Below are 22,701 nucleotides of genomic sequence, written 5' to 3' on the forward strand. Positions count from 1 at the left end.
TGAGGACGTTAATGATTCTCAGTAACTTTCCTATACAAGTAATTTTCGAAACTTTCACTGTTTATCCAAAATGATTGTCACCTCCGTATCCCATTTACAAATTATTTTACAAAACATTTTACAAGCCGTTGCCAATCAGAATAAACGGTGCCCAGTAGTAGGGGTGGGTGTAGCGAGTGGGTTGGGAGGAGAGCGATCGGACGGATTCAGGCACGATCGGCTCAAAGTCTCCCCGAGGAAGATTGGCGGCGATAATAGGGTTGAGTTTGCCTGCGATGAAATCCTGCTGTACCGCTTGCATGGCTGCGACTTTACTTTTACCGTTGGCTAAATGGGCGTAGAATTGCTGCATCAGAAGGGCAGTGCTGCTGTCAGAGACTTTCCAAAGGGATGCTAGAACTGCTTTGGCTTTGCTGTCATCACCAATGAAGTAGGAACTTAATCCGGCGATTTCTGCACCGCCGCCTTTTCCGGTTTCGCAGGCGGAGAGGACGACGAGGTGAATGTCTTCTAAGTGGCGGAGGGTGGCGATGTCGGGAATGGCGTAGGGGGTACCGTTGCCGAGGAGGAAGTAGGAGGATTTGGGATTGCTGGGTTTGAATTCGGCGTGGGTGGCAATGTGGAGAATTTTGTAGCCGCTGAGGTTATCTTCTAGGGCGTTACGATCGAAGGTTTGATTTAAAAAGATTTGGCCAGGAAACAGACCTGTTTGATCTTGGGGATTGGTTTTGATAATGTTGTGCAGTTCTTTGGGGACGTTGGGCAGGGCGGAGAAGGGTTTGTAGGCGTCTGAGAGGCCGAAGCCAAGGGTGGGAGTGTTGAGAGGGGCTTTGGGCAGGGTGTCGCGGGTGTCGGTTTTGCTGGCGGCGAGGATGTTGGAGGTGGCAAAGCGTTGGATGAGGTATTGTTGGCCGTCGTAGAGTGCGCCGATCGGGATGTAGTTGGTGACGCGATCGGGAACCAGGATAAGGTGCTGGATGTTATTGGCCGTGAGTTCGGGTTCCAGGGGTTTAATCAAGCAGTCGTAGAGTTCTTTGCCAACGGTTTTCAGTTGGGTTTCATCCCCTTTTTGGCTGAGGAGGATGCTAAATTCGCTCACTTTTTGGCTGAGGGCCGCTTCGCCGAGGTTGCAGATGGCGTTTTTGCTGAAGACCCCGCCTTTGCTAGACCAGAGGATGCGGGTTTTGTCGGGGAGGACGAGGGGATAGATCAGGATGGAGTTGGGGTGGGCTTGGACGATGCGTTGGGCACTTTTTTGGAAATCATCGGTGGCAGTCTTGAGGCTGTTTTGTTGGTCTTCTTGGAGTTGTTGTTTAAGGGTGTCAACAAAGGCTAGGAATTCTTTGGAGAGGGATTGATACTGAGTTTTCAGATCATTGTATTGGGAACAGCGTTGTTGGGGCCGATCGCATTCGTAGAATTGATTGCCAAAGGCGATTAACGTTGTGTGTTTATTTTTGATTTCGGTTTCGTGGGTAGTGAGTTCAATGTCCCGAATGACTTGGGGGCTGCGGGTGCCTCGGGTAAATTCGTTAATTTCTTGAATTTTTAAGCGTTCTAATACTTGTTGAGCCTCGCCCACACGACCTTGGGTAATCAATAAATCAGCCAGCGCGCGATAGGTGTCGGCAACGGATTGGGTGTAGGATTCTTGCACGTCCTGGGGTAGTTTTTGAATGCCTGCCCGAATGGCTTCCTGAACATTGACCGATTGCTTGTAGAAGACGATCGCGAGTTCCGGTTGATTTTGCTGATTGAGTAGATAGCCGATATTGCTGAAGGCGATCGCTTCACCGGGACGATCGCCGGTTTGTTGGTGAATGGCCAATGCTTGCTGAAAGAATTCTAAGGCTTGGGCAGGCTGGGCTACACGGGCTACTGTAACCCCCATGTAGTTGAGCACATTTCCCTGTTCGGCTTTATTACCAATCGATCGATAAATCTGGAGCGCTTGTTGATAGAATTCTAGCGCTTGAGCGTATTGTCCTTTCGCATAATAGAGCCGCCCCAAGTCAGTCAGTTCACTTGCTTCATCTTTGCGTTCACCTATTTTTCGGGCCTTGGCAAGGTCATTTTGACTTTGCTCTATTCTTTCAGTAACCCTATTAACCTGCTGATTGCCAATTGCTGGAGCTGCTAACTTGCCTGCGTTAGCTACAAGAGTCTGATAGAACTCTAATCGCTCAACTTCGATCGAAACATCTTTCTTATTAATCAGCCTGGATATTTCTTGAAAAATTTCTGATGAAGGTGCATTTTGGCCTAGTTTTCGGTAGGCTAAGGCAAGATAACCGCGAGCCATAAAAATTGCTACTTTGTCCTCTGCCTCTTGCGCCAGGGTTAGCGCTTCTTGATATTGGGGAATGGCTTCGGCATAGCGACCTAGGGCACTATACACCTGCCCCATTTGCATCAGTAGTACGGCTCTCCGTGATTTGTAATTAAGTTCTTTATACAGAACTAAGGCTTGTTGATAGGTCTCAAGAGCTTTAGTATATTCGGTCTGCTCCTGGTAAATATCACCAATCTTTTTGAGAACGTTGGCTACAATACCTTTTTTCTTTTCAACTTGAGCGAGCTTAAGTGCTTTCTGATAGGTTTCTAAAGCTTTGGGATACTGCGCTAATGTTTCATAAACATCACCGATTTGAACGAGTGCTGTTGCTTCAGCCACAGATGCATCACCTGTATCAGGCGCGATCGTGAGTGCCCGTTGATAGAAGGCGATCGCTTGGTCGTACTGTTCTAGTTCTTTGTAAACGATTCCCAAATTTATAAATGCTAAATATTGCCCCGAGGGATCATCATTGGCTTCAAAGACTGTTAATGCTTGCTGATGGAGTGCTTTGGCTTGGTCGTAGCGATTTAACTCAAGTTGTAGCTTTCCCATTTCCATTAATGTCATACCAACCTTCTTCGGTTGTTTCTGATCTTGATAGATCGCGACTAATTGCTGGTAGATTTCGATAACTTTATCGCGGTGCTTTAATTTTTGTAGCAAATCTACCATCTTTGTGAGGACTTCAATCTGCTCTGTTGGATTGGGGTGTTGTTTGACAAGAGCGATCGCTTGTTGGTAGGCTTCAGCAGATTTTTTGGGTTGTTTTAGCCGTTCGTAAAATTCCATTAACCCAAACAAAGCCATCGTGTGTGATTTGAGGTCAGTTGTAGCTTGGCCATTCACCACAAGTTGTTGCAATACTTCGATCACCTGAGTGAGTTTTTCTTGTTTGCTATAAAGCTTCACTAATTCCCATAAGACTTGCTTTTCCGGCTTTAAATAGTTGTTATCACGACTGATTTGGGCCGCTTGCTGCAAGACCTCGATCGCTTTATCGTTTTGGGATAGCTCTTGGTAAGCCTTCCCCAAGTTCTGCAATGCCTTGATTTCGCCTCGGCGGTCTTTGATTTGGCGATAGATGGCCAATGCCTGTTCAAACGACTGCCGTGCTGCATCAAACTGTTTGCTCTTAAATTGTTGAAGCCCCTGCCGTATCAGTTGATTGGCCTCTGTTTTCTGGCTTTGCGGCGGTTGCTGCACCTCCGTTGCCTGGGCAACTTGGCGAATGGGTTCGATCGCGGCTGGAACGATCGGAACTCCAACCGCCAAAACTAGAGAAATCCAAAGATGCGATCGTCGGGGCAACATCTGACCAATCTCCATAGCACTCAACTAACATTACCCTATCATTCTCAGCCTTGGGAGCCTATGAAGCTTGCCAACGCATGGGCTCTGACTCCCCTAAGGAATGGGAGTAAAGTCGTACCCATAGGTCGATCGATCGCCTGCCACAATTTTGACCAGTTGAACGGGTACATTACGATCGCCCGAAGGGAGGAAGGAAATTGTGCGGGAAGCCCCTGCAACTGTAAAGCTGGGACTCGTTAGCGCCTGTTGTACCCCTTTCCGCGTAGGTGATTGCTGTAGGGCTGCACTTAAGGCTTGAGTCGCATCGTAGGCTGTGACAGTGCGCCAGTTGACATCGCCGCCCCAAAGTTTGCGCGATCGTGTAGCAAAGTTCTGCGAACCACGCCCGAGGATATGCCAGGGGACGGCAACCACCATCCCTTGACCCGATGCACGGGTGACATCTAGGGTTTTGGGGCTATAGACATCATCGCCCCCCAGCACCGGGAGGGGGTTATTGTTCGCTTGAACCACTTGTAGGGCACGATCGAGGCTTCCGGTATTACTGGCAAGAAGAATGACCTCTGCGCCACGTTGCTTGGCTTCCTCTAAACTGCGATGGGGACTGAAACTGGAATTGGCTAGATCGTATTCTGTCACTACTTGTCCCCCTGCTTGCTCGATCGCATTATGCAGTTCTCCAGTCAGTGATTTGCTGTAGTCACTTTGGGCATTGAAATAGACCACTGCTTTTTTGGACTTCAGGGTTTGCAACATATAGTCAGTCAGGGCACGAGCTGAAATGGAATCGCTAGGTACAGTGCGGAAAATGTAGGGACTTTTATAGGAGAGGTTAACTGTAGAACTAATGGGAGAAATGGCAACGAGTTTTCCTTTGTGATAGATATCCGCTGTAGCAAGGGTAATGTTGCTGGCATAGTGACCAACAACACCTAGAATGTCTTGACGATCGACTAATGTGTGAGCAACCTGTTGCGCAATTTTGACATCATTGTCGTCATTGACAATATTGACAAACAGGGGAGATCCATTGATGCCACCGGAGGCATTGATTTCGGTTTGAGCTTGGGCGACGCCACGTAAAATCTCACGGGAGCCGTTGGCATCGCTACTGATGGGAATACTGACGGCAATACTGAGCGGCTTGCTCCAGTAGGCTTTAGCATTATTCCGATAGATAACAGACTCAGGATCATTAGGCTTTTGTTTGAGGGATCGATCGAAGAGTCCTTGGGCCGTACTGAAATCGCTGCTGGCGTAGGACGCGATCGCTTGCGATTTATCCCAGGTGCCATCTTCTGGGAAGAAGGCATGGGAGCCATGACTCAAGCGATCGTCCAAATGGGTTGAATGGACGGTGTCGCTGGCTAGGGGATTGCCGATGTATTGTCTGCCCAAACTAAACCCTGCAAAGAGCAGTAGCAAAGTGCCGAGGTAAATAATGGGTGGGAGAGATTTTTTAGGGGTTGTATTCGTTGTCATATCGCTTCTCCTGAAGGGAATCAAGTGGGGTTGCATGAATAGCGCCTGAACTTAATCACGATCGCCATGGGATGACTTGTAATGTCTTAGATCAGTAGACTCCGTTTACCTGGGGATGATCTCATCTTTGGGCTCGAATATCCCAAATAGTAGTGATAACAAACCACAGGGGATTAGGATGATAATCCAGACTGCGGCAGCGATCCAAGTTGCAATGAGAAAGGGTGCACAAACGATAACGATCACCTCTCCGGCAATGCTAAAGAAGGATAGAAAGGTAGCGAGAAAAAGTCCAATCCCCAACGTCACTAACGGAATACCGTACAATATGCCCGATAGACTTCGCCAATCTTGACCGGGGGTGCAGGTGGACTGGGCAGGCTGTTGGGGATTGTAGAACAAGTTCACCCAGGACTGAGTACAACCAGCCAGTGCGCCCGCTTGTTTTGCACTGTCTAGTGTCTCGAAGCCGTGATGCCAAACCATTCGATGGATGTAAGAACGTCCCTGCACTGCGTAGGAACAGAGGAGGGCATAGCGATAGCGAGTTCGATCGGTGCGGCCCCCGGTCCGGTAATCACTGACCTCATAGCGGAGAATTTGGGCTTGGGTTCGAGTCCAATGGTGGGTTTGCAGACTGAGGTAAAATTGCTGACAGGCTCGAAAAATGCTCTTAATGCCTTCGCTCGCAAGTATCCCAAACATACCTAGTAAAAACAGGCGCAGTAGGGTTGTGAGAAATCGCTCCATGATTAGTTATTTTGATTCGCTTTCAGTCGGAGGAATCGCTGTTCGATTTCGCTATCTAGGCTGATTTGATCGAGATTAGTTTGTAGTTTTTCAACGGAGTTTTCGGTCAATTCTTGGAAGGTGTGAACTTGAATGTTGCGGCCTTCGATCGCAGCTTGAGCTTCCTGAAACTGACTCCGGGCAGAATCCATGTGAAGTTCGCTATTAATATCCGCAATCACGGCTAACGCCTCATTGACTTCGGCTAAGGCTTTCAGCGTTTGCATTTGCACTTGATAGGATTCTAGCTTTTGCCGTTCTTGATGCAATTTGTCTTTGAGGTTTTGCACAGCCTGTTCTGCTTGATGGACTTGGGCTGCAAATTTCGGTAGGACTCGTTCTACTTCGATCGCCCGAGCCATCGCTAGCCGAGCGGCTTCTTCCTGCCCTTTTTCCAAGGCTTGCGTGGCTTGCTGTTCCGATCGCTTCGCCTCTGCTTGTTTTTGGAGGTAATGTTGCTTGGCCCGCTCATAGGCAGTAACTGCTTTTGCAACGGACTCGGTCAGTTGATAAACCGACTGTTGCATGGTATGCAGCGACTCTTGGGCGACTTCCACCGCAAGTTTGCCGCCCTGCTCGATCGGTTTGCCCCACAGCCAATTCCAACTGGCGCAAATGACTCGTCCGGCCCGATCGCCCATTAACCAATAAACGACTGAACGCATGTTGATTCTCCTAAATTCATATAATTGTGATTTTGTGGGTTTAACCGCTTGATACAGCAATGCTTGAACCCATTACTAGAGAAGACTCGTGAGGGTATCCATCGCTGCTGGATGATTGCGATCGTTGAATGTTTTCACTGTTGGATGTTTTTACTTTCGCAAATGGTTGGGTGCAGGCTGGCTCACTTTTGGCTCACATTGGACGCAATCTTTTTTCTGCAACTCCCGGTAAACTAGAGGGTGTTCTGTGACCTGGACCCGGTAATGGTGACAATTCGTGCTTCGGAGCAGGGCCTGATCCAAGTCGATCGTGCCCGCCGCCGTAAGGGATGGTTGAAACAATCGGAAATCTGGTGCCGTCTGGCGCAAACCTCCAGGGCAACGCTCAAACGCTTCTGGCGACGTGAGGCGATCGACCAGGGAACCTTTATTGCGATTTGCCAAGCAGCGGGGATTCAGGACTGGGAGGCAATTGCCCAATCAGATGTGCGACCCACTGAGCAACACCTTTGCCTCGGCATGATGCCCGATGTTCCAATGTTTCTGGGGCGTGCTGCGGAGATGGCCCAACTCACCGATTGGAGCCAGACTTGCCGATTGATCGCCCTGTGGGGCATGGGGGGCATGGGGAAAACCTCGCTGGTTGCGGAATGGGTGGAGTCGTTGCTTCGATCGGGATCGGCGCAACCGTTTGCTGCAATATTTTGGCGATCGCTGCAATATCCGCCTGCGCTGGATGCCTTAGCTCGGAGCTTAACGGAAGCCGCTCAGAGTTCCGTCCAGAGTTCTGTCGAGAGTTCCATCCAGAGTCCTGCCCAGATTCTCACCCTGTTGCAGCAACGCCGCTGTTTGTTGATTTTAGATAGTTGGGAAGCGTTGCTAGGAGGGGCTTCGGCAGGACAAGTGAAACCTGAATTTGTGGCTTTTAGCCAGCTTTTCCAGCAGTTTGCCACCACAAGACACCAGAGCTGTGTGGTGGTCATTAGTCGGGAAAAACCAGCGGAATTGGCATTGCTAGAGGGGCTGAATCCGTTGGTGAAATCCCATAAGCTAGAAGGTATGGGGCAAGATGCGATCGCGCTGTTCGAATCCCGAGGGCTACAAGCAGAACTCCCTGCGTGGCAAACGCTCATCCAACTGTATCGCGGCAATCCGTTAGCGTTAAATATGATGGCGAGCTTGATTCAGGATTTGTGTCAGGGTTCAGCAACAGCATTTTTAAAGATGAATACGATCGTTGTCCATCAATTAGACAATGTATTAGTAGAACGGTTGCAATGTTTATCCGAAACTGAGTTGCAAGTGTTGCAAACCTTGGCACGGGTGGGGCAACCAATTTCTCGGGAGTCCTTGCAGGAAAAACTTGGCTCGGTCAGTGGTTCGCAGCTCCTAGAAATTTTGCTGTCCTTAGAGCAGCGCTGTTTACTCGAAATCCTGTCAGAGGAAACGGTTTTATTTGCATTGGCTCCGATCGTGCAGAAATATATTAGTCAAAAGCTCTCCAAGCGTCTGTAGTGCAATGCTGTACTGTCTCAATCCCGATTGTCAAAGCCGAGAAAATCCAGAGAGTGCAGAGGTGTGCCAAGCTTGTCAAACCCCTTTGTGCTTGCAGCAGCGCTATCAGATTACGCAACCGCTTTGTACCAGACCCTATGCGGCTACGGAGGTATTTAACGTTGTAGATCTGAAAAATCCAACATTACCCCTGGTGCTGAAAACGTTAGTCAGTGATGATGCTAAGGTACAGGCGCTCTTTCAACGCGAGCAATTGCTGTTGATGCAAACAAACCATGCCGAGATTCCGCGAGGTCATGATGTTTTTTCGGTGACTTTAGCGAATGGCAGGGTGATTCACGGTTTGGTGATGGAGCGGATTCCGGGGGAGAATCTAGAGCAGTGGATTCAGAAGCAGGGCGCGATCGCCCAATCCCAAGCAATCCCATGGTTGAAACAACTGCTTCAGACCCTGGATTACATTCATACGCAACATGTTTTTCATCGCGACATCAAACCTTCCAACATCATGCGTAAACCGGATGGAACGCTGGTGTTGATCGATTTTGGCAGTACTCGACAGGTAACAGAAACGGTGCACAGCGATCGTACACGTACGACGGTGGTGTCCTTTGGCTATACAGCCCCTGAACAAATTGCGGGTCGAGCTGTGCCCCAATCAGACTTTTATGCCTTGGGTAAAACCTTCATGTATTTACTCATGGGTGCAAATTCCAGCGATCAGAGCTTTGTCCCCCATCAACCGATTTCGCCTGCTTTCCATCGGTTATTGCAGGAGATGACGGCTGAAAGTGTCCGCGATCGTCCTGCTACAGCAAAACAAATTCTGAAGCGACTGCGCAAAATTGAACGAGCAGCGATTCGAAAACGCTGGCAGCAAATTGGGCTGGGCTTTGCGGTGGGGATGGTGTGCGGCGGTGTTGCTATGATTCCGCTGATGCGGCAGATTAATTGGGATGTGGAGCGCGATCGCCTTTTTCCAAAGGTAGCCTGTGATCAGACGATCGGCGATCGCATCAGTTGCGGTGAAGAGTCTCTCCTGCGCGAAGCTGAACTGGAAACGTTTTTGGGAGTTCGTGCGGCTCAGACCGCAGAAATTAAACGTGAAGGGATTCAACAGTTCAGAAATCAGCAATGGCAATCTGCAAAGCAATCCTTTCAAACCGTTTGGGAGCAAACGCAAGATCCCGAAGCTTTGGTTTATTTGAACAATTTGAAAACGCTGACCGAGCCGCAATTGCAAAAACAAAAAATCACGATCGCGGTGGTGGTACCCGTGGGAGGTGGACTGTCAGCAATGACGCGCGGGTTGAATATTTTGCGAGGTGCGGCCCAAGCCCAGGATCAAGCGATTCGATCGGGGTTGGGTTTGCAAGTAATTTTGGTGGATGATCAGAACGATGCCCGCCTTGCTCGCCAATTGGCTAGCGAATTGGTGCGTCGTCGTGAGATTTTGGCTGTGCTAGGGCACCATGTTAGTGATGCGACCCGTGCGGCTTTGGAGGTCTATGATCGTGCTAGTATGGTGCTGATTTCGCCCACCAGTACTTCTGAAGAGCTAGCGACTTATACGCTCAAAAAGAATCATATTTTCTTTCGGACTGTGCCGAGCGATCGGGCAACGGCGACCTTTATGGCCTCTTTTTTGTTGAATCGCACGAACGTTCGCACGGTTGCAGTATTTTACAATCCGGACAAATCCTACAGTCGTTCGCTGGCAGGTGCATTTAAGGAAACCTTTCAAGCGTTACAGGGCAAGGTAGTCGGTGACGAAAAAGGGCAATTTTATTTATCCTGTACGGGGTCGGCCTGCCAACGTCAGCCGTTTCAGATTGCGGAGGCAATGCATTATGCCAGGTTGCAGGGGGCGGGTGGGTTTGTGGTGGTTCCTGATGCGGCAGAAAGCCAATCTAATGCTTTAATTGATGCGATCGCAATTGTCAAAGCGGCGGGAACGAATTGGGTGATTACGGGGGATACGATGGCAGGTGAGGCGCAGTTGCTTGATCCGAAGGCGGTCGATCGAACGATTATTGCATCAGCTTGGGATCCCAGTGTCGAGCAGAATTCGCAACTGGTCAAATTTTGGAACTTAGCCCAGCAGCCGATTTCTTGGCATACCTATACGACTTACAATGCGGCGCAGGTGGTGATTAGTGCCTTGGCCCAACGGAAGGGACAATCCCTCGATCGAGCAATGCTGCGGCAAATTATTGCTTCTCCGACCTTTTCGGCAGTGGGGGCTGCGGGCGATGTGCGATTTCGCGATGGAACGGGGGAGCTACAAACCCCCAGAATTGTGCTGACGCAAGTATTGCAGTGCGATCGTATTCTGTTTCAAACGATCGAACAACCCAATTGTCTGAAATAACACAGAATTATCCACCGAGCAGTTATCAGCCTTGGTTCAAGTACATTAGCCTCGATCGCTCTCCTACTTCATCCCATCCCAAAATTCTGCATAGGGTCGTAAACCTGAGAATGAGAGGAAAGTGTAGGCACTAACACGCCTGCTGGAATCCAATTCCCATGCAAGAAAACATATCAGGAGACATACAATGACAACCATTCAACAAACCGAAATCAGCACGCTCGAATACGTCGGTGCAAATGGTGCAGGATTTAGCATTGTAGAAAGTTCAGATTCGGGCATTGTCGAACTAGAAGATGATGAACTCGACACAGCGGGAGGAGGCGCTATGCGCTTTTCCAATGCGAACTTTAATCGGAGTCGCACGGCAATGAGTGGGACCACCTTTGCAGGCCCCGACGGTGCGGGTTCTACCTTCGACTTCAAAAACGAAGAGATTAGTTCCTCTTCCACCGACTTCATGATGGATTAATTCATGAACTAATTCATCCTGACCATTCTCCTCAAATTTCAGAAACTCACCTCTACCTAATCCATACCAAAGTCACCAGTGGCTTCGGCTACTGGGACTTTGCTTCCTTTCACCTCCCATCTTTACCCCCATGCTGCCTTCCCACAATCATGACAATCCAACCGATTTAGCCCTCGCAGACTCCCTAGAAACCTCCCTAGAGATCGAAGAACTAGCCGATGACGACCTCGACGACATTGTTGGGGCCTGTGGACAGAGACGTTCCCTAGGATGGCGCAGACGGGGTGGTCGCCGTGCATCCCAAGCTAGCTTCTCCAAACGCAGCCTCAGCATTTCTGGTCAGACGATCGTTCAACCCAACGGCACGTCCATCACCTCTTTCTCGATGCAACTGGAAGAAATCAACAGCCAAGCCAGCGAAGTTATCGACTTTGGCTAAATTAACTTTGGCTAAATTAACTTTAGCTAAATTAGCTTTGGCTAAATTAACTTCGGCTAAGCATTCCCCGTTATTGCCCCTGTACTATGACAGACATTCTGCTGCAAACCCTCAGTAGTCAGGACATCCATTGGTTGCAAACCGTGGGTACCCTCTACCCCACCCAACCGAACGCAATCCTCAACGAGCACGAGGTATCCCCAGACACTGCCTACATCCTCCTAGAAGGCAAACTCGCCATCCATGCAACTCCAATCGAACACAGCGCCAGAACCCCAACGGCCCAGCCCCTCACCCACCTCAGCAGTGGCGAACTCATTGGTTGGCTGTCCTGCCAAGATAGCAACGATCGCCCAGCCACCATCCAAGCCCTCGATCGGGCGCTCCTCCTCGCCATTCCCCAAGCCCAATTACAACAAAAACTCCAAACTGATCCCAGTTTTGCCGCCCACCTCTACCAAGCCCAAGCCCTGCTTTTAGCCCGACGGCTTCAACGTTTCCTGCGACACCTCCAGACTCCCAATGCCTTGGCCTACCCACCCCAACGGGAATCCGTTACGATATTTTCCATTCTTGAAGACAGCGATTTAGATTGGTTAATTACCGTCGGCAAAGTGCAATTGCTGCCAGCGAATACCGAGTTAATTCAAAAATATCAACCCATTGATTCTCTCCATATTCTCTTAGATGGCACCCTTGCATTAGGATTAACTGCTGATTCCCGATCGCCCTTACTGACCGCTTTTAGCTTAATCTCGTCCGCAGAATCCAACGATCGGTTTTCAGAATTCGCACGGCTATCGCGGGGGGACTTCCTGGGCGAAACCGCTCTTGTCAATGCCTATCCCAACCATCTCACAGTCAAAGTTCTGCGGGAATCCAAAGTTCTCTCCATTCCCCGCTGGCGACTGTCCGCCAAGTTACATCACGATGTGCAATTCGCCAGTCGCTTTTACCGCATGCTCGCCATCATCCTCACCCACCAACAAACGCTGATGTTACAACACCTGGGCCATGGCGACCTGGAAGAACCCGAAGCCAGCGCAGACAGCGAATTTCTCACCAAAGTCGCCCTCGCCGAAGCACGATTTGACTGGATGCTGAAACGAATTCAAACCGAATTGGGTACAGGAAAGGAAATCCAATGGTAAGCCTCAATCAAAAACGCAAAATTTTTCGCGAAGAAGCCCTCGATCACGTCAATTCTCCAGAGCAACTCGATCGCCTCATCCAAGTCACCAGTCCTCGCCGTTGGTTATCTCTAGCCGCCTTTGCCCTTCTCATCAGCGCAGGCACCCTCTGGAGCATCGTGGCTAAAATTCCCACCACCGTCACGGGCAAAGGGATTTTAGTCTATCCCAGTACGGTTCTGGCTGCCCAATCTACTACCTCTGGCCAAATTGTAGACATTAAGGTAAAGCCAGGAGATACGGTCAAAAAAGGACAAGTGCTGGCCACGATCGATCAAGCGGACCTGAAGCAACAACTGCAATTGGCGCAAGTGCAACTGGAGGATCTCAAACGTCAAGATCGAGATGCCAGCTTTATTCAATTGCAACGGGAACGATTTGACCAAATTGCCGCCGATCAAGAACGCCAAAGTTTACAAAAAAACCTGGAAACGATTCGATCGATGAATCCTATCCTGCGCGATCGGGGCTTAAATTCTATCCAACGGGAACGGGTCGCCCTCCAACAACAATTGCAAACGCTGCAAGCCAGCCTCTCTCCTGCCAAACAGCGCTGGCAGCGGCGTCAGGAACTCTTCGATCAATACCGTTTGATTACGGAAGATGTTGTCGTGCAAGCCCAACAGGAATACGAAAAGACCCAATCCCAAATTAACCAATTGGAAGTGCAACTCAAGCAACTGGATAGCAAAGAAGCCGAAGCTCAACAACAGGAACTCGATCGTCTCAATCAAATCAACGCAACCCAAGCGAAAATCGAAGCCTTAGATGCCCAAAAGGTCAGCAAAGTCGAAGGCGATTTTAGTGCTACCACCGGTCGCCAAAAGGAAATTCAAGAGACTGAACGCAAAATTGCCCAACTGACTCTGCAATTACAGAAAAGCCGGGAAGTCCTCAGTCCGATCGATGGCACGTTGATGGAAGTGGTGGTCAAGGCGGGCCAGCATGTAGAACCTGGTGCCAGCATCGGCAGCATTTCCGTGCGGGAAAACGGACAAAAACTGCAAAGTCTAGTGTTTCTCAATCCTGCCGATGGCAAAAAGGTGGAGGCGGCGGCCCAGCATGCCCAAGACCAGCAACGCGACAAGCTGGAAGTCAAAGTCACGCCCACAACGGTCAAAGCCGAAGAATACGGGGGTATTATCGGTCGCGTTGAAAAAGTATCTCCCTTGGCAGTGACCCAGGCGGGTGCGGCCAGTGTAGTCGGCCATCCAGACATGCTCAAAGGGGTGATGGCGGAGGATGCTCAGATTGCCATTTTCACCTCCCTGGAATGCCAAGAAGAGCCCCCCCAGGCCACCGACTGCCAGAAATATCGTTGGTCAGGTTCCCAAGGCCCAGGCCAGCCCCTGACGCCGGGTACCACAACGATCGTCCGTATCACGATCGAAGAACGGCCCCCCATTAGCTACATCCTGCCCTTCCTGAAAGCCCTGATCGGCCTCCAATCATGACCCTCAGCCCTTCCTTTCCCCCAGCCCTTGCACCCCTCGCTAGGCTGACCCAAGTCTGCCAGCAAAAATATCAAGCCCTGTGCCAACGATTCCGCGTGCGACGGCGGACGCCCACGATTTTGCAAATGGAGGCCGTGGAATGTGGTGCGGCCTCCCTCGCCATGATTTTGGCCTATTTTGGGAAACGAGTCCCCCTGGCGGAACTGCGGGTGGCCTGTGGCGTCTCCCGTGACGGTAGCAAAGCCCCCAATCTGCTCAAAGCCGCTCGGAATTATCAACTCCAAGCGAAGGGCTTAAAGGTACAACTCAACGCCCTACAAAAGCTAGAACCTCCGTACATCGTCTATTGGAATTTCAATCATTTCCTCGTGGTCGAAGGCTTCTATCGCCAAAAAGTTTTTTTGAATGATCCGGCCATGGGGCCTAGAACCGTATCCCTCGAGGAGTTCAATGAAAGTTTTACTGGCGTTGTCCTGACCTTTACTCCCAGTGATGCCTTCCAAAAAGGCGGCGCTAAACCCAATCTTTTTCGCGCGCTGTGGCAACGATTGAAAGGTTCGATCGGGCCGCTGATTTTTGGGCTCTTAGTGGGCCTCTTACTGGTTGTGATGGGGTTAGTGACCTCCAGCTTTTCCCAAATTTTTATCGATCAAATTTTGATTAATCAGCGATCGGAGTGGTTGCCATTACTATTGCTGGCAATGCTGATCACAGCGGGGATAACCGGACTGCTTACCCGTCTGCAATTACAAAACCTGCGCCGCATGAAAGTTAAGTTGGCAATGGTAATGTCAGGGCAGTTTATTCAGCATTTATTACAATTACCTGTAGGATTCTATGCCCAACGTTTTTCTGGGGAAATTAGCAGTCGTATACAACTCAACGATCGCTTAGCGTCTCTATTATCTGGACAATTGGCCACAACGCTGATTTCCGCTGTCATGGTACTGTTCTACGGGATCGCAATGTGGTGCTATGATGCGGAACTCACCAAAATTGCATTTGCGTTCGTTGGGGTGAATTTAATTGTCCTGCAATGGGTGGGACGACTACGATCGGATAATAACACCCGTCTGATGCAGGAACAGGGGAAAGTCAGCGGAACAGCGATCGCGGGTTTACAAAGTATTGAAACGCTAAAAGCCTCGGGGCTGGAATCGGATTTCTTTACCCGGTGGGCGGGCTATTATGCCAAATCCCTAAATGCCCAGCAAGAAATTGATAGTTTGAACCAATGGCTCGGCGCATTACCAACATTACTGTCTTCGATCAGTGCCATGTTGCTGTTGATTTTTGGTGGAATGCGCGTCATGGAGGGTGCCATTACGATCGGTAAATTAATTGCCTTTCAATCCTTAGTGCAACAATTTATGCAACCCGTGGGACAATTGCTGCAACTGAGTCAGGATATCCAAGAACTGGAAGGCAGCATGGCGCGGCTCGATGACGTGCTGAATAATCCCCTCGATCCTGCGTTACAAGCGCCCCCCGTCTCCCATTTCGCCGTTCCCAAATTGGAGGGAGCGCTTCAACTGAAAAACATCACCTTTGGCTATAATCGCGCCAGTGAACCGTTAATTGAAAACTTTAACCTCGCACTTCAGCCGGGGCAACGGGTGGCCCTAGTGGGGGGCAGTGGTTCAGGCAAGTCTACGATCGGGAGTCTGGTTAGTGGCCTCTACCAACCTTGGTCTGGGGAAATTTGTTTTGATGGCCACCCTCGACAAGAGATTCCTCGGGAAGTGCTGGTGAATTCGATCGCGATGGTTCAACAGGATGTCTTACTGATTTCTGGAACAGTGCGCGATAATCTGACGCTGTGGAACACGACGATTCCCGATGAAGCCCTCATTCGGGCCTGCCAAGATGCGGCGATTCATGACGTTGTGCTGTCAATGCCGGGGGGCTACCACGCGGATTTGTTAGAAGGGGCCAGTAATTTGAGCGGTGGACAACGGCAGCGCTTAGAGATTGCCCGCGCCTTGGTCAATAATCCGTCTATTTTAATTTTGGATGAGGCAACCAGTGCGCTGGACTCTGAAACGGAAAAAATTATTGACTATAACTTGCGGCTGCGGGGCTGTACCTGCTTAATCGTGGCGCACCGTCTCAGCACCATTCGAGACTGTGATGAAATTATTGTCCTAGAGCGGGGCAAAGTTGTTCAGCGGGGTACCCACGATCAGTTACGTCAACAGGAAGGCCATTATCTCGACTTAATCCGCAGTGAAGGCGGCGTTTTAGAAGAATAAGGAGAAAGAATCACGATGGTACCCAGCTCTCAAACTGTACTCGACCAGGATGTTCAAGGCATTGATGTTCAAGGCATTGATGTTCAAGGCATTGATATTCAAGGCATTGAGACCCAAACGGTTGATGTTCAAGGCATTCAGTCAAGCGTTCAACTCAAAGTTCTAAAAAGTAATACGGCACTGTTGTTAAATCAACTTTCAGATCAACCGGATATCCTTTGGCAGGTACGATCGGGATCATTAGCAGTCTTCAGCATTCAAGTAGACCGAGGGATTCCCAAGGGACGACGACGCCATTTATTCACGGTGAAAGCTGGAGATCTTTTAGTTGCTAATAACAGTCAACACCACGCTTACCAAACTTCTTCCAGCACTAGTCAGGGAATGGATTATCAAATGCTGGTTGTGGCAGCGGAAGAAACGACTTTGCAACCTCTCTCGATCGCGGAATTTTGCGATGGGATGATTACTAATCCCCATCGGGCAATCGATAAACTAGAGTCTTGGGTACATCGCTTAGGCTTAACATTGGCAGGCATTTTACCCAACACTGCACCCACGCAGATTGTATCCTGGGGCGTCCTCGATCGGGGCGAAGTGTTTCAGCCCGTGCAGGGGCGAATGACCTGGACTAAAATTCTGCAAGGTCAGGCGACCTTAGTGGGATGTTCGGATTTGACGATCGCGATCGACCAGGGCCGATTGCCGCTCAATACCCATCTCTGGGTGCAGGCGGAAACCGTGGTCGAGGTAGATAGCCAACCCCAGGTTGAAATTCGGCAGCCACACACCTTTGTTCAGGGAGTCCAGGTTCTGCAAGCGCTAGTTTTACAAGTTTTACAAAGGCTAGATCAGCAGACCTATCAACAGGAAATGCAACGCTTAGCGATTCAGCAGCAGGCCGATCGAAAAATTCAAGCAGCAATGCTCCAGCAAATGCAAGCGGTGTTTCAGTCTGGCCCACAGAAATCATCCGATCGATGGCAGCTATCGCCAACTCCAGCTATTACCGAAGAAGAGGCTGTGGTCATGGCAGCTGGAGCCGTGGGGCGGGTCTTAGGAATGACGATCGTGCCCCCAGCAGCTTCGGAAGACCTGCGGCGCGTTCCCGATCTCCTAGATGCGATCGCGCGGGCTTCCCACATGCGGGTGCGGCGGGTGGTGTTACGCAATAATTGGTGGAATCAAGATTGTGGGGCGTTATTAGCCTATTGCGCGGAGGACGATCGCCCCGTGGCACTGCTGCCCTTGTCTGAACATCGCTACGAAGTTTTCGATCCCTTGCGCCAACAAAAGTACCCCTGCGATCGAGACATTGCCCAGCAGCTATCCCCTACGGCCTATACGTTCTATCGGTCTTTTCCCCAGGTGATTACGCCAATTACGCTGCTCAAATTTGCAGGCTTTGGACATCACCGGGAACTTATCACTCTAATTCTCACAGGCATTGCAGCAACGCTGGTGGGCATGGTGACGCCCTATGCAACGGGATTGTTAATTGATCAAGTCATTCCCGATCGTAATCGCGATCTCCTCTGGCAGATGGGCTATGGGTTGTTGGCAACGGCATTGGGGGGCGCGTTGTTTCAACTGACCCAAGGGTTCGCGATCGTGCGGCTAGAGAGCTACGCGGATGCCTCGACACAATCGGCAGTCTGGGATCGACTGCTGAAGTTACCTGTTTCGTTTTTCCGACAGTATTCCGTGGGGGACTTAAGCGCTCGGGTTTCGACAATTACGCAAATTCGTCAGAAATTAAGTACGACGATGTTAAAGAGTTTATTTTCTAGCCTATTTTCATTGTTGAATCTAGGCTTGCTTTTTTCCTACAGCACATCACTGGCCACGATCGCATTGGTAGTTGCATTGATTAATGTAGCAGTCACCATTAGCGCAGGAGTGATGACCCTGAAGAAAACCCGTCCCTTGTTAAATGAGCAGGGTAAGCTATTTGGGGTGATGCTTCAAATTGTCAATGGTGTTGCTAAATTCCGGTTAGCAGGGGCAGAAAATCGTGCCTTTGCCCATTGGGGCCAGCAATATGCCCATCAATTGAAATTAATGATGGCAACCCAAGGGATTGAAGATAATCTTACTGTTATTAATAAATTGCTAGCGACGTTGACTCCAGCGGTATTGTTTGCCTTTGCAACGATGGCATTACAGCAATCCCAAGGCCAAGGCAGTGAATTTACAACGGGGAAGTTTCTAGCGTTTAATACTGCCTTTGGTACGTTTATCACAGGGGCAACGAGTCTCAGCACGATCGTCATTGACATTTTGGAGACAATTCCGATTTGGGAGCGGACACAGCCGATTTTGCAGGGTTTACCGGAGGTGGATACGGAGAAGTCCGATCCCGGTCGGTTGACGGGGGCCTTAGCTGTTCAACATGCGATGTTTCGCTATCGAGCCGATGGAAATTTAATTTTAAATAACGTTAGTATTGAGGCGGAACCTGGGGAGTTTATTGCATTGGTGGGTCCGTCGGGCAGTGGAAAATCGACGTTGTTGCGTTTGTTGTTGGGATTTGATGTGCCAGAGTCGGGCACGGTTTATTATGACGGGCAGGATTTGGCGGGGTTGAATGTGGCGGCGGTGCGGCGGCAAATGGGGGTTGTGTTACAAAATAGTCGGTTGATGTCGGCTTCAATTTTTGAAAATATTGCCAGTGGGGCGCTGATTACGATGGATGAGGCGTGGGAAGCGGCACGCATGGCGGGATTTGATGGGGATGTGGCTGCGATGCCGATGGGAATGCATACGGTGGTCAGTGAAGGGGGCAGTAATCTTTCTGGAGGCCAGCGGCAACGGTTAATGATTGCCAGGGCGTTGGCTTTGCGGCCTCGGATTTTGTTTTTTGATGAAGCGACGAGTGCGTTGGATAATAAGACCCAAGCGATCGTCAGTGAAAGTCTCGATCGGTTGAAGGTGACGCGGGTGGTGGTGGCACACCGTTTGAGTACCATTCGCAATGCCGATCGTATTTATGTGTTGCAGGCTGGGCAGGTAGTAGAGCAGGGCAGTTTTGAGCAGTTGGCCCAGCAGGGTGGGGTATTTAGTCAGTTAATCCAACGGCAACAGCTGTAGTGAATAATCACTGATGATTATTCATTATCGATCGGAGGAGAGTCAATCCGTTAGCGTTAGCATTTGTTAAACGGTGTCAGGATTGACTCTCTTCTTGATTAATTATCTTAATCAGAGATGAAGTTATCCCACATTGATTAAGTTGGGCGATCTGCTCCTGGGTCAGAGGCCATTCCCGATCAGGATGAAGGGTGCCCAGTAGTAGGGATGGGAAAGGTGTTTCGGGCGTTTTTGGTTGGGGATGTAGCGGCGGGCTCCGGCTCGATCGGCGGCATCTTGGAGAGTCAGTTGGCTATTGATCAACTTGAGTTGAACATTGCGCAGGGCTTGGGTTTTGCTGAGACCTTGGTTGAGATTTTGGTAAAACTCGGCCATGAGCAGGCTGGTGGCAGGGTCGTTGACTTTCCAGAGGGAGGCGAGAACAGCTTTGGCTTTGGCGTTACTGCTGAGGAAGTAGGACGCAATACCCGCGACTTCTAGGCCATTCCGATCGCTGCCGCCAAGGGCCGTTTCGCAGGCGGAGAGAACGACCAAATGAACGTTTTGCAGATCTTCTAGATATTGAATTTTGGAAATTTCGTAGGGGGTACCGTCGCCCAGCAGCAGGTAAGAGTCTTTGGGGGAGGTGGGCAGAAATTCGCCATGGGTGGCGATATGGAGAATATTAGGTTTTTGCTGGAAAAGTTGAGTTTCAAGGTTGTTGAGTGTAAACAATCGATCAAGCCAAGTGCTGCCGGAAAGAACACCACGGGAATCAATTTTATCATCACTTTTGATAATGGCATCAAGTTCGTAGGGCACGTAGGGTAGGCCACTAAATTGACGGGTGGGATTCCTGAGGGTAACGGGTTGAGAGAGGCCAAAGCCAAGGACAGAAGCCTGCTCAGGGAGTTTGGCTTGGGTGTCGGTAAGGCTAACGGAGAGGATATTGGAAATGCTATATTGCTCGATCAGATATTGTTTACCGTCGTAGAGGGCGGCCATGGGGATGTAGTTGGTAACACGATCGGGCACAAAAACGAGGTTCGTGATCCTGTTTTGGGTGAGTTCGTTACGGAGTTTTTGGGGCAGGAGGCATTGGTAGAGTTGTTGGCCTGTGGTTTGAACTGGGGTGAGGTCGGTACTATTTTGGAGGTCGTTGCGAAATTGTTCAACCAGTTTGGAGAGTTGGGCTTCGCCAAGGGCACATTCAGTTTGACTGAGGACACCCCCTTTGGAGGCCCAGAGGATACGGGTTTTGTCTTGTAGAACGAGGGGATAAATCAGGACGGTGTTGGGTTGGGCATCGACGATTTTTCTGGCTCCGCCGGTGAAATCGTCAGTGCTGGCAGCGATCGCTGCATTGCGTTCTTGGGTGAGTTGGGTTTTAACACCTTCAATAAATTGGTCGTAGGCAGCGGTGAGGTTGCGGTAGGTTTGGTTATATTCTTCCAGTTTGGAGCAGTTGGTTTGTTTGCAGGTGTCGCGTTGTTGGCCAAAGGCAATCAGGGACGTATGTTTTTGGATGATTTCCTGTTCGATTTGGGTGAGGGGAACTTGGGTGAGGGGAGTAGCGGAACGGGTGCCTTCAGTAATTTCATTGATTTCCTGAATTTTCAAGAGTTCGAGGACTTTCTGAGCTTCACCAATACGGCCTTGGGAAAGTAGTAGATCGGCAAGATTACGATAAGTTCCGGCAACAGTTTCGCTGTAGGAAGCTTGTAAGTCTCGAGAAAGTTTACGATTATCACTACGAATGCTTTCGGCAACTTGGATAGATTGTTTATAGAAAATAATAGCTAAATCAGTTTGATTATATCTGTTTAGAGTAAGACCAAGGTTATGAAGTCCCCTATATTCACCATCGCGATCGTTAATTTCCCGAGCAATGGCTACACGTCTTTCATAATATTCGATCGCTTTTGTATAGTTGCCGAGAGAGTGATATGCAAGCCCCAAGCTACCCAGTACTTGACCTTCCCCTTGTCGGTCTCTAATTTTCTGTGAGATCGCTAAGCTTTGTTCGTAGTATTCGATCGCTTTAGTGTAGTTACCGAGAGCTCGGTATATATTTCCTAAACTGCCAAGTGATTTGGTTTCCCCGATTGGAGTTTTAAGTTCCCGAGTAATTGCTAGACTTTCTTCCTGGTATGCAATTGCTTTGACATAGTTACCGAGAAAATAATGTGCCTGTCCCAAATTACCTAATGTTTGGCTTTCCCCTTGGCGATCTTTAATCTTTCTGACGATCTCTAAACGATGTTCTTGGTATGTAATCGCTTTGGCATAGTTACCGAGGGAAAAATATATATTTCCCAGATTACCCAATGCTTGTCCTTCCATCAACTGGTCTTGAACTTCTTGCGCGATCGCCAAACTTTGTTCCTGATATTCGATCGCTTTAGAATAGTTGTTCAGAGAAAAGTATGCAATTCCCAGGCTACTAAGTACTTGACCTTCCCCGAGACGATCATGAATTTCCCGCGCAATCAATAAACTTTGTTCTTGATAGGCAATCGCTTTAGGATAGTCGCCAAGAGAAAGATAGACATTTCCCAAATTACCCAGGGCATTTCCTTCCGTAAGTCGTTCCTTAATTTCACGCGCGATCGCTAAACTGTGTTCATGATATTCGATTGCTTTGGCATAGTTCCCAAGAATGTCGTACACAATTCCAAGGTTACTCAGGGTGGCAGCTTCTCCTGAACGATTCTTGATTTCCTGTGCAATTTCTAGACTTTGTTGATAATAGTGAATTGCGTCAGGATAGCGGCCAAGACTCTGATAGGTAACTCCCAAGTTTCCCAGTGCGTGTCCTTCGCCCTGCCGATCTGGGATTTGTTGATACAGCATTAATGCTTGTTGCCCAGACTGGATAGCAGCTTCAAACTGGCTAGTCTGATGGTATTGCTTCCCTTGTTCGAGCAGTTGATCAGCTAAGGCTTTCTTTAGACCGATCGTCGGGGCAACGGTTTGCGCCACACTAGGTAGCCCATCCACCGCCACCACCGCCGTCGTTCCAACCAGCAACCCTGCAACCCAACCGGCAACCCGATTTTGCATCTCATCACCTCGATCGGCTCTCTAGAACGCTATCGCATTCTTCTCTCCTTCTCAAGCGATCGAGCTTATGGAACTAGGCGATCGACCCTTAATTCTTCGCCTTTACTGATCCATGAGCTGAGCTTGCAGCGCTTGGATCTGCTCAACAGTCAGTCCCGTAGCGATTGCAATCGTTTCGATCGCAACCTTTTGACGAAGTAGATTCAGCGCGATCGTCTGAGTAGCCTCTTCAATGCCTTGCTTCAGGCCCTTCTCCAACCCCTTTTCTTCCCAACTGGTCATCGTTTCCAT

At 49.6% G+C, this 22,701-nt stretch carries 13 protein-coding genes and 1 pseudogene; 8 read left to right on the top strand and 6 right to left on the bottom strand.

Features of this window, described 5'->3' with window-relative positions; all coding sequences use genetic code 11:
• Window positions 1–118: 118 nt before the first annotated feature.
• The 4 genes from ACN4EG_RS07405 to ACN4EG_RS07420 all read right to left on the bottom strand — a co-directional run bounded on the left by ACN4EG_RS07405 (window position 119) and on the right by ACN4EG_RS07420 (window position 6,585).
• Window positions 119–3,664 (bottom strand): CHAT domain-containing protein, encoded by a 3,546-nt coding sequence (locus tag ACN4EG_RS07405; protein ID WP_431628697.1) that lies wholly within the window; start codon window positions 3,662–3,664, stop codon window positions 119–121.
• A gap of 78 nt (window positions 3,665–3,742) precedes the next feature.
• The gene (locus ACN4EG_RS07410; RefSeq protein WP_431628698.1) at window positions 3,743–5,131 is read right to left on the bottom strand and encodes an ABC transporter substrate-binding protein; all 1,389 of its coding nucleotides are present in this window, start codon (window positions 5,129–5,131) and stop codon (window positions 3,743–3,745) included.
• A 105-nt stretch (window positions 5,132–5,236) separates the two neighbouring features.
• Window positions 5,237–5,881, bottom strand: a complete 645-nt coding sequence (locus tag ACN4EG_RS07415; protein ID WP_431628699.1) for a DUF3592 domain-containing protein — start codon at window positions 5,879–5,881, stop codon at window positions 5,237–5,239.
• A 2-nt stretch (window positions 5,882–5,883) separates the two neighbouring features.
• Entirely contained in the window at window positions 5,884–6,585 is a 702-nt protein-coding gene (locus ACN4EG_RS07420) for a PspA/IM30 family protein (protein ID WP_431628700.1), read from the bottom strand.
• Between the two features lie 264 nt (window positions 6,586–6,849).
• Here ACN4EG_RS07420 and ACN4EG_RS07425 point away from each other — a divergent pair, with 264 nt between their 5' ends.
• The 8 genes from ACN4EG_RS07425 (at window position 6,850) to ACN4EG_RS07460 (ending at window position 19,368) form a co-directional block, all read left to right on the top strand.
• Window positions 6,850–8,100 carry an NB-ARC domain-containing protein gene (locus ACN4EG_RS07425; RefSeq protein ID WP_431628701.1) on the top strand — a complete coding sequence of 417 codons (1,251 nt, stop codon included), beginning with the start codon at window positions 6,850–6,852 and terminating at the stop codon, window positions 8,098–8,100.
• Window positions 8,101–8,104: 4 nt separating this feature from the next.
• A complete protein-coding gene (locus ACN4EG_RS07430) occupies window positions 8,105–10,471 on the top strand; it encodes a bifunctional serine/threonine-protein kinase/ABC transporter substrate-binding protein (RefSeq protein ID WP_431628702.1) in 2,367 nt (788 codons plus the stop codon).
• Window positions 10,472–10,658: 187 nt separating this feature from the next.
• Window positions 10,659–10,943 (top strand): CTB family bacteriocin, encoded by a 285-nt coding sequence (locus ACN4EG_RS07435; RefSeq protein WP_431628703.1) that lies wholly within the window; start codon window positions 10,659–10,661, stop codon window positions 10,941–10,943.
• 130 nt (window positions 10,944–11,073) lie between these two features.
• Window positions 11,074–11,382 carry a hypothetical protein gene (locus tag ACN4EG_RS07440; RefSeq protein WP_431628704.1) on the top strand — a complete coding sequence of 103 codons (309 nt, stop codon included), beginning with the start codon at window positions 11,074–11,076 and terminating at the stop codon, window positions 11,380–11,382.
• A gap of 86 nt (window positions 11,383–11,468) precedes the next feature.
• On the top strand, window positions 11,469–12,533 hold the full coding sequence (locus ACN4EG_RS07445; protein WP_431628705.1) for a cyclic nucleotide-binding domain-containing protein: 1,065 nt from the start codon (window positions 11,469–11,471) through the stop codon (window positions 12,531–12,533).
• Window positions 12,527–14,026, top strand: a complete 1,500-nt coding sequence (locus ACN4EG_RS07450) for an NHLP bacteriocin system secretion protein (RefSeq protein WP_431628706.1) — start codon at window positions 12,527–12,529, stop codon at window positions 14,024–14,026. Before ACN4EG_RS07445 ends, ACN4EG_RS07450 begins: the two co-directional genes overlap by 7 nt.
• On the top strand, window positions 14,023–16,278 hold the full coding sequence (locus tag ACN4EG_RS07455; RefSeq protein WP_431628707.1) for an NHLP family bacteriocin export ABC transporter peptidase/permease/ATPase subunit: 2,256 nt from the start codon (window positions 14,023–14,025) through the stop codon (window positions 16,276–16,278). The genes ACN4EG_RS07450 and ACN4EG_RS07455 overlap by 4 nt, the downstream gene beginning before the upstream one ends.
• A 15-nt stretch (window positions 16,279–16,293) precedes the next feature.
• The gene (locus ACN4EG_RS07460) at window positions 16,294–19,368 is read left to right on the top strand and encodes an NHLP bacteriocin export ABC transporter permease/ATPase subunit (protein WP_431628708.1); all 3,075 of its coding nucleotides are present in this window, start codon (window positions 16,294–16,296) and stop codon (window positions 19,366–19,368) included.
• Window positions 19,369–19,530: 162 nt separating this feature from the next.
• On the opposite strand, the gene ACN4EG_RS07465 is transcribed toward ACN4EG_RS07460, so the two are convergent.
• The gene (locus ACN4EG_RS07465; protein WP_431628709.1) at window positions 19,531–22,410 is read right to left on the bottom strand and encodes a CHAT domain-containing protein; all 2,880 of its coding nucleotides are present in this window, start codon (window positions 22,408–22,410) and stop codon (window positions 19,531–19,533) included.
• A 102-nt stretch (window positions 22,411–22,512) separates the two neighbouring features.
• A pseudogene (locus ACN4EG_RS07470) lies at window positions 22,513–22,701 on the bottom strand (hypothetical protein); the annotation flags it as partial.

The sequence above is a fragment of the Alkalinema pantanalense CENA528 genome, from assembly GCF_050753345.1.
Lineage (GTDB): Bacteria > Cyanobacteriota > Cyanobacteriia > Leptolyngbyales > Leptolyngbyaceae > Alkalinema > Alkalinema pantanalense.